The sequence below is a fragment of the Kitasatospora sp. NPDC056446 genome, assembly GCF_042796115.1.
Lineage (GTDB): Bacteria > Actinomycetota > Actinomycetes > Streptomycetales > Streptomycetaceae > Kitasatospora.
In genome coordinates, this window is the sequence record NZ_JBHTRF010000141.1 from 1 (window position 1) to 8351 (window position 8351).

The 8351-nt window shown below is 74.1% G+C and carries 6 protein-coding genes; 2 read left to right on the top strand and 4 right to left on the bottom strand.

Annotation, left to right across the window (positions count from 1 at the left end; all coding sequences use genetic code 11):
- Nucleotides 1-162: 162 nt before the first annotated feature.
- Nucleotides 163-540, bottom strand: a complete 378-nt coding sequence (locus ACFQ6N_RS39625; protein ID WP_380659016.1) for a YrdB family protein — start codon at nucleotides 538-540, stop codon at nucleotides 163-165.
- 131 nt (nucleotides 541-671) lie between these two features.
- Entirely contained in the window at nucleotides 672-2738 is a 2067-nt protein-coding gene (locus tag ACFQ6N_RS39630) for a prolyl oligopeptidase family serine peptidase (RefSeq protein WP_380659017.1), read from the bottom strand.
- Between the two features lie 87 nt (nucleotides 2739-2825).
- On the opposite strand from ACFQ6N_RS39630, the gene ACFQ6N_RS39635 reads away from it, so the two are divergent.
- Complete coding sequence (locus tag ACFQ6N_RS39635) at nucleotides 2826-4010, top strand: aminotransferase class V-fold PLP-dependent enzyme (protein ID WP_380659018.1); 1185 nt, start codon at nucleotides 2826-2828, stop codon at nucleotides 4008-4010.
- Between the two features lie 25 nt (nucleotides 4011-4035).
- On the opposite strand, the gene ACFQ6N_RS39640 is transcribed toward ACFQ6N_RS39635, so the two are convergent.
- Complete coding sequence (locus ACFQ6N_RS39640; protein WP_380659020.1) at nucleotides 4036-4488, bottom strand: ArsR/SmtB family transcription factor; 453 nt, start codon at nucleotides 4486-4488, stop codon at nucleotides 4036-4038.
- A gap of 36 nt (nucleotides 4489-4524) precedes the next feature.
- On the bottom strand, nucleotides 4525-4899 hold the full coding sequence (locus ACFQ6N_RS39645; RefSeq protein WP_380659021.1) for a hypothetical protein: 375 nt from the start codon (nucleotides 4897-4899) through the stop codon (nucleotides 4525-4527).
- A 365-nt stretch (nucleotides 4900-5264) separates the two neighbouring features.
- Here ACFQ6N_RS39645 and ACFQ6N_RS39650 point away from each other — a divergent pair, with 365 nt between their 5' ends.
- On the top strand, nucleotides 5265-8120 hold the full coding sequence (locus ACFQ6N_RS39650) for a DEAD/DEAH box helicase (protein ID WP_380659022.1): 2856 nt from the start codon (nucleotides 5265-5267) through the stop codon (nucleotides 8118-8120).
- Nucleotides 8121-8351: the final 231 nt, after the last annotated feature.

An 8351-nucleotide genomic window follows, 5' to 3' on the forward strand; every position in this document is an offset into this window, starting at 1 on the left:
TTTTTTTAACCGTCTTTTTTTTTTTTTCCATTGGCCTGGGGTTCGGGGGGGGGGGGCGCGGCCCCCGCGGGGGGGCCCCCCCCCCGGGGGGCCCCCCCCCCCTTCCCGATGCCCTTCTTCGGCGCCGTTCTCCGGCGCCCAGGGTCGTCCGGGCCCCGGCCGTCAGCGGGTGGTGTACTCCAGGGCCACGCTGACCACCACCAGCCCGCCGTACACCGCCGCGAGGGTGGTCCGCCCGGTGGCGTGCAGCGCGAGCGCCGCCGTGCCGAGGACCAGCAGTTTGAGCACGATCTCGGCGGCGAGCGGCAGCCGGTAGCGGGGCCCGCCCGCCGCCAGGAACAGGCCCCAGACGAGCGCCGCCAGGGCCGGTGCGCCGAGCCCCAGCAGCAGCCGGCCGGCCAGGCCGGAGCCGGTCTTGAAGCCCCAGTAGCAGAGCGACGCCAGCAGGGCGAGCTCAAGTCCGAAGGCGAGTCCGGCGTTGCCGATGGTCAGCGGCGTCCACTGCCGCTGCCCGACCGGGCCGGGTCTGTCGATCCTCATCCGTCCGCTCTCCCCGTTCGCTGGTCCGCCCGGGCCGGGCGGCGATCACGCGGAGTGTCGCAGTCCGGCCCGGGCGGCGCAACGGAACCGACGGTGCGGGGCCCGGCGGAGCAGGTGACCCGGCCGAAGCGTCAGCCCAAGGCGTCCCGGAGGAAGGCGAGTTCGGCCAGGGCCAGCTGCTCGTTCGTCCCGCCCGGGGTCATGTGGGTGACGCCCGGCAGCGGCAGCACCGCGTGCGGCCGGCCGGCCCGGGTGAGCGCCTGGGACAGCCGCAGGGTGTGCGAGGGGTGGACGTTGTCGTCGGCGAGCCCGTGGATCAGCAGCAGCGGCCTGCTCAGCTCGGGCGCGTCGAGGACCAGGTCGTCGCCGCCGTAGCCCTCCGGGTTGTCCTGCGGCAGGCCGAGGTAGCGCTCGGTGTACGCGGTGTCGTACTGGCGGAAGTCGGTGGGCGGGGCGCCCGCGCAGGCGGCGTGGAAGACGTCGGGGCGGCGCAGCACGGCGAGCGCCGCGAGGTAGCCGCCGTACGACCAGCCGCGTACGCCGACCCGGCCGAGGTCGAGGTCCGGGTGCCGGAGGGCGAGCGCGCGCAGGGCGTCGACCTGGTCGTCCAGGGCGACCTGGGCGAACCGGCGGAAGATCGCCCGGGTGAAGTCGGGGGAGACGAACGGGGTGCCGCGGTTGTCGGTGGTGACCACGGCGAAGCCCTGGTCGGCCCACCACTGGCGGAGCTGCCAGCGGCGCGGCTCGACGGCCACGGCCTGGTAGCCGGGCCCGCCGTACACGTCCAGCAGGACGGGCAGTCGGCGGCCGGGGACGTGGTGGCGCGGGTACACCACGGCGGTGGGCAGGCCGCGGTCGGTGACCCGGGCGAGCTGCGGGCGGACCGGGTACGGCAGTTCGGCGGCGAGGTCGGTGAGCGGCAGCTCGTGGCCGTCGCGCAGGATCCGGCGGCGGACCCCGTCGGCGCCGGCCGAGGTGATCAGCACGGTGCCGGCGGCGGCGAGCGCGGAGTGGACGCCGGGGCCGGTGGTGAGCGGCTCGGGCGCGCCGCCGTCCGGGTCGACGAGGTGGACGTACTGGTCGGCCGGGTCGCCCTGGCCGGTCTCGCAGAGCAGCCGGCCGTGCAGCTGCCCGACCACCCGGCGGATCTGCAGCCCGGTGGTGTCCAGCGGCTTGCCGTCCAGGGCGAGGCCGCGGGCCTGCGGGGTGTCGAGGACGGTGAGCAGCCGGCCGTCGGCCAGCCGGGCCGGGGTGCCGGGCAGCTCGTCCACCCAGAACTCGTCGGTGGTGCGGGAGAGTTCGGCGGTCGCGCCGGTGGCGGGGTCGGCGCTGAGCAGCAGCACGTTCTGCTGCAGCCGGTCGGCGACGGTGAGCAGCAGCTCCCGGTCGGAGGCCCAGGAGGCGGCGCAGAGGTACGGGAACGCGTCGGCGTCCCAGGTCAGCCGGACCCGGCTGCCGTCGAGGCCGAGTACCCAGAGCTGGACGTCGGCGTTGGGGCCGCCGGCCTGCGGGTAGGCGAAGTCCTCGGGCGCCTCGGCGGGGCGGGCCGGGTCGGCGAAGTAGCGGCGGGGGAGGGCGGATTCGTCCACCCGGGCGGCCAGCAGCGCCCCGCCGTCCGGGCGCCACCAGTGGCCCCGGGCGCGGCCGAGCTCCTCGGCGGCGGCGAACTCGGCGACGCCCCAGCGGGCGCCGTCGGCGGGGGAGAGCGGTTCGAGGCCGGGGGTGACGTACAGGGCGTCGTCGGCGACGTAGGCGACGCGCTGGCCGGTGGCGTCCGGCCGGGGGTCGAACGCGGGCCCGGCGACCGGGAGTTCGTCGCTGGAGCCGGTGGCGGTGTCGGTGCGGAACAGCCGGCCGTCGAGGGTGAAGACGGCGACCGCGAGGTCGGCGGTGGCCGCGTAGGTGCCGATCCCGGCGGCGACCAGCCGGGTGCGCTCGCGCAGGCGGCGCTCCAGGACGGGCAGGTCGTCGCGGTGGCCGGTGCGGCCGGGCAGCAGGGCGGCCGGGTCGGCGACGGTGCGCTCCGCGCCGGTGGCGGTGTCGAGCAGGTGGAGGCGGTCGACCGGATCCTCCGGACCGGTGGAGCGGAGCAGCAGCAGCCGGGTACCGTCCTCGGCGAGGGTGTACGCGCGCGGTGCGCCGAAGGTGAACCGGCCGGTACGGGCGCTGAGGGCAAGGAAGGCGTCGGTGATGGTCACGGCCCCGATCGTGGTCGCGCGGTGCGTGTCCCGACCAGTAGTCTGTCATGTGAAATGTCACACACCACCTATGATGGCGCCCCGTCAGTGGAGGACACCGTGATCGAGGACCTGCGGACCGCCGAGCCCCCGGCCCCGCTGCCCGCCGCCGACGGGCTGTTCAGCGTGTCGCCGGAAGCCGCGCACCTGAACCACGGCTCGTTCGGCGCCGTGCCCGTCCCCGTCCAGCGCGCGCAGGAGCGGCTGCGGGTCGAGCACGAACTGGACCCGGACGGCTTCTTCGCCGACCTCCCGGCCCGGATCGCCGCCGCCCGGGCCCTGATCGCCGCCGAACTCGGCACCGACCCGGACCGGCTCGCCCTGGTCGGCAACGTCACCGAGGCGACCGCGATCGCCCTGGACAGCCTCCCGCTCGGCCCCGGCCAGCGGATCCTGGTCACCGACCACGGCTACGGCGCGGTGACCCAGGCCGCCGCCCGCAAGGCGGCCGAGACCGGAGCCGAACTGGTGGTGGCAGCGGTGCCGCTGGACGCGCCGGACGAGCACGCGGTCCGCGAGGCCGTGCTCGCCGCCGTGGACGGGCGCACCACCGTCGCCGTCCTGGACCAGCTCACCTCGCCCACCGCCCGCCTGGTGGCCGGCCCCGCCCTGCTCGCCGAGCTGCGCGCCCGCGGCGTGACCACCGTCGTCGACGGCGCCCACGCGCCCGGCATGCTGCCCGCCCCGGCCGACCCGAACGCCGACTTCTGGTTCGGCAACCTGCACAAGTGGGCCTTCGCCCCGCGCGCCACCGGCGTGCTCGCCGTCCGCCCCGAGTGGACCGCGCGGGTACGCCCGCTGGCCCTCTCCTGGGAGCACGACAAGGGCTTCCCCGGCAACGTCGAATGGCGCGGCACCTGCGACTACACGCCGTGGCTGGCCGCCCCGGCCGGCTTCGACCTGCTGCGCGCGCTCGGCCAGGAGGCGGTGTCCGCGCACAACGCCGCGCTCGCCGCGTACGGCCAGCGGGTGCTGGCCGAGCGGACCGGCCTGCGGCCGCTGCCCGCGACCCCCGGAGTGTGGATGCGCACCGTCCGGCTGCCGGCCGGGCACGGCGAGACCGAGCCGCAGGTCAAGGCACTGATGGCCGAGGTGTGGCGGCGGCTCGGCACCCGGATCGCCGTCCGCCCCTGGGCCGGCGGCGGGGTGCTGCGGGTCAGCGCCCAGCTGTACAACCGGCCGGGGGAGTACGAGCGGCTGGCGGACGGGCTGGCCGGGCTGCTGAAGGAGTAGCCGGCTGCCGGTCCGGCTGGCCGGCCTAGGGGCCGTCCGGCCGCTGCGGGGGTCGGTCCGGGGCGCGGTCCGGCGGCCTGTTCGGGGTGCGATCCGGCGGCCGGTCCGGCGGCCGGTCCGGGGTCCGGTCCGGGTCCGCCCGCAGCTCCGCGAGCAGCAGGTTCCGGTCCGCGAGCAGCCCGGTGAGGATCCGCCGGGCCGCCCGCAGCAGGTCGGCGACGTCCCCGCCGGCCAGCGCGTAGACCACCGTGCTGCCCTCCCGCGTGGCGGTGACGATGCCGGACCGGCGCAGTACCGCGAGCTGCTGGGAGAGGCTGGAGGGTTCGACCGCCAGCTCGGCGAGCAGCTCGCGGACCGGCGTCGGCCCGGCCTGGAGCAGTTCCAGCACCCGGATCCGGACGGGGTGGCCGAGCATCCGGAAGAACTCGGCCTTGACCTGGTAGAGCTCCCCCAGCCGCCGGCCGGGAGGTGCCCCCATCGTCACGATGCCCCCCTTCGTGGTGTCGGTCCGGGGTCAGATCTCCAGCGAGACTTCGATCCGCTTGAGCTGGTGGCGGGCCATCGCGAGGTTGGAGCGGCTGCGGTGCAGCGCCAGGAAGAGGAAGAGGCCGCGCCCGCTGGGCGTCGTGATCGGGCGGACCATGTGGTACTGGTGGGTCAGGCTGATCAGGATGTCCTCGATCTCGTTGTCGTGCAGGTTGAGCAGCTCCATCGCGCGCATCTTGGCGCGGACCACGTCGGTGTTCCCGGCCGCGGCGACGTTGAGGTCCAGCTCCCCGCCGTCGCCCAGGCTGCCGAGCGCCATACCGCTGCCGTAGTCGACCAGGGCGACGCCGATCGCGCCGTCGATCGACATGGCCTCTTTGAGGGACGTCTCCAGGTTCGCCATCGTGGCTGTCCTCCCGTGCGTTGGTGACTGTGACGACGAAGGTAGGAGTGCGGGCGGCGATCCACCGGCGATGACCGAACTCGTCCGGATCCGGGTCGACCGTGACCACTTGAAGACATTTGCAACTATGGAGTTGAGAGGGAACTGATCCGGCCGTGATCCCGGTACGACCGCCGGGTGGTCCGACGCCGGACACCCGTGCGATCCGGCGGCCGTCCCCCGGCGGTCCGACGCCGGTCCGACGGTGATTACGACGGCCGTCCCGAAGGACGAACACATCGCGAAAAAACGGTGCTATCGATGTCAGTCCTCCCGGGTAACCTCTGGCTGAGATGCGAGATCACACCAATCACACCCGGACGGCGATGAACACCCCCGATCCAGAGCCCCAGGACGACCAGGAGCTCAGCCCCGCCGAGGCGTACGCGGCCAGCCGTCGCCGGGCCAAGGAGCAGGCCACCGCCCTCCACGGCTTCCGGCAGCTGTACGACTTCCCGCTGGACGACTTCCAGCTGGAGGCCTGCGAGACGCTGGAGTCCGGCTCCGGCGTGCTGGTCGCCGCCCCCACCGGCTCGGGGAAGACCATCGTCGGCGAGTTCGCCGTGCACCTGGCCCTGGCCGCCGGGCGCAAGTGCTTCTACACCACGCCGATCAAGGCGCTGTCCAACCAGAAGTACGGGGACCTGGTCAAGCGCTACGGCGCCGCCAAGGTCGGCCTGCTCACCGGCGACAACACCGTCAACGGCGACGCCCCCGTGGTGGTCATGACCACCGAGGTGCTGCGCAACATGCTCTACGCGGGCTCCAGCACCCTCGACGGCCTCGGCTACGTCGTGATGGACGAGGTGCACTACCTCGCCGACCGCATGCGCGGCGCCGTCTGGGAGGAGGTCATCATCCACCTCCCCGAGTCGGTCACCCTCGTCTCGCTCTCCGCGACCGTCTCCAACGCCGAGGAGTTCGGCGACTGGCTGGACACCGTGCGCGGCGGCACCAAGGTGATCGTCTCCGAGACCCGCCCGGTCCCGCTGTGGCAGCACGTGATGGCCGGCAACCGGATGTACGACCTGTTCGCCGACCCGGACCGCGACGGCCGCCCCAAGCACAACCTCAAGCACCCCGGCAAGGCCGTCAACCCCGAGCTGGTCCGCCTCGCCCGCTCCGAGGTCGACCGCAACCCCCGCGACCGCTTCGGCCGCGGCCGGGGCCGCTCGATGCCCAACGGCCGTCCCGGCAAGGTCTGGACGCCGGGCCGGGTGGACGTCATCGACCGGCTCGACGCCGAGGGCCTGCTGCCCGCGATCACCTTCATCTTCAGCCGGGCCGGCTGCGAGGCCGCCGTCCAGCAGTGCCTCAGCTCCGGCCTGCGCCTCAACAAGGACTCCGACCGGGCCCAGGTCCGGGCGATCGTCGAGGAGCGTTGCGCCGACATCCCCGACGAGGACCTGCACGTCCTCGGCTACTTCGAGTGGCTGGACGGGCTGGAGCGCGGCATCGCCGCCCACCACGCCGGGATGCTGCCCCGGTTCAAGGAGGTCGTCGAGGAGCTCTTCGTGAAGGGCCTGGTCAAGGCCGTCTTCGCGACCGAGACCCTGGCGCTCGGCATCAACATGCCCGCCCGCTCGGTGGTCATGGAGAAGCTCGTCAAGTGGAACGGCGAGGCCCACGCCGACATCACCCCCGGCGAGTACACCCAGCTCACCGGCCGGGCCGGCCGTCGCGGCATCGACATCGAGGGCCACGCCGTGGTGCTCTGGCAGCGCGGCCTCGACCCGGAGGCGCTGGCCGGCCTGGCCGGCACCCGCACCTACCCGCTGAAGTCCTCGTTCCGGCCCTCCTACAACATGGCCGTCAACCTGGTCTCCCAGTTCGGCCGGCACCGCTCGCGCGAGCTGCTGGAGACCTCCTTCGCCCAGTTCCAGGCGGACCGCTCGGTGGTCGGCATCGCCCGGCAGGTGCAGCGCAACGAGGAGGGCCTGGAGGGCTACCTCGAATCGATGACCTGCCACCTCGGCGACTTCGACGAGTACATGGAGCTGCGCCGCCGGCTCAAGGACCGCGAGAACGAGCTGGCCCGCGAAGGCACCAGCCAGCGCCGCGCGGCCGCCGTCGAGTCCATCGAGCAGCTCAAGCCGGGCGACGTCATCCACGTCCCCACCGGCAAGTTCGCCGGCCTCGCCCTGGTCCTCGACCCGGGCCTGCCGCCGGTCAACCGCTCCGGCCGGGGCGGCTCGCGCCACCCCGACTTCGAGGACGGTCCGCGCCCGGTGGTGCTGACCGCCGAGCGCCAGGTCAAGCGCCTCGCCATGATCGACTTCCCGCACCCGGTCGTCGCGATCGAGCGCGTCCGCATCCCCAAGTCCTTCAACCCGCGCAGCCCGCAGTCCCGGCGCGACCTCGCCTCCGCGCTGCGCACCAAGGCCGGCCACCTGGAGCCCGACCGGTTCCGCCGCGGCCGGGCCGCCGCCGCCGACGACCCGGAGATCACCCGGCTGCGCGCCGAACTGCGCCAGCACCCCTGCCACGGCTGCTCCGACCGCGACGACCACGCCCGCTGGGCCGAGCGCTACCACCGGCTGCACCGCGACACCGAGCAGCTGGAACGCCGGATGCGCTCGCGCACCCACACCATCGCCCGCACCTTCGACCGGGTCTGCGGGCTGCTCACCGACCTCGGCTACCTCCAGGGCGACACCGTCACCGACGACGGCAAGCGGCTCGGCCGCCTCTACGGCGAACTCGACCTGCTCGCCTCCGAATGCATCCGCGAGGGCGTCTGGAGCGGCCTCGCCGCCGCCGAACTCGCCGCCTGCGCCTCGGCGCTGGTGTACGAGTCCCGCCAGTCCGACGACGCCTCCGCCCCCCGGGTGCCGGAGGGCGGGGCCAAGGAGGCGCTCGGCCAGATGGTCCGCATCTGGGGCCACCTGGACGCCCTGGAGGAGCAGCACCGGATCAACACCGCCGAGGGCGTCGGCCAGCGCGAGCCCGACCTGGGCTTCGCCTGGGCCGCCTACCGCTGGTCGCTCGGCCACAGCCTGGACCAGGTCCTGCGCGACGCCGAGATGCCGGCCGGCGACTTCGTCCGCTGGACGAAGCAGCTGATCGACGTCCTCGGCCAGATCCAGGACGCCGCCGGCGAGGACGCCGAACTCCGCCGCAACGCCCGCAAGGCGGTCGACAGCCTCCGCCGCGGCATCATCGCCTACTCCTCGGTGGGCTAGCGCTGAAGCGGAAGGGGCCCTCACGAGACCACTCGCGAGGGCCCTTTCCGCATTCCAACGAGGGCCTTGGGTGCGGGAGCCACCAGGCCTCCGGCCCTGGTGGCTCCCCCCCCCACCCCCGTGCGGCCTCGGCTTCGCCTCGCCGCTTCGGCATTGCCGACGCGGCGGCAGAACTTGCTCCCAGCCCGGAAGGCGTGGGAATCGGAGGGGCCGGGGGGGGGGGGGGGGGGG

What these genes read in the sequence shown, in the direction of transcription:
- ACFQ6N_RS39645 (WP_380659021.1), bottom strand. Translation starts at nt 4,899, where the DNA reads ATGGCGAACCTGGAGACGTCCCTCAAAGAGGCCATGTCGATCGACGGC.
- ACFQ6N_RS39650 (WP_380659022.1), top strand. Translation starts at nt 5,265, where the DNA reads ATGAACACCCCCGATCCAGAGCCCCAGGACGACCAGGAGCTCAGCCCC.
- ACFQ6N_RS39640 (WP_380659020.1), bottom strand. Translation starts at nt 4,488, where the DNA reads ATGGGGGCACCTCCCGGCCGGCGGCTGGGGGAGCTCTACCAGGTCAAG.
- ACFQ6N_RS39625 (WP_380659016.1), bottom strand. Translation starts at nt 540, where the DNA reads ATGAGGATCGACAGACCCGGCCCGGTCGGGCAGCGGCAGTGGACGCCG.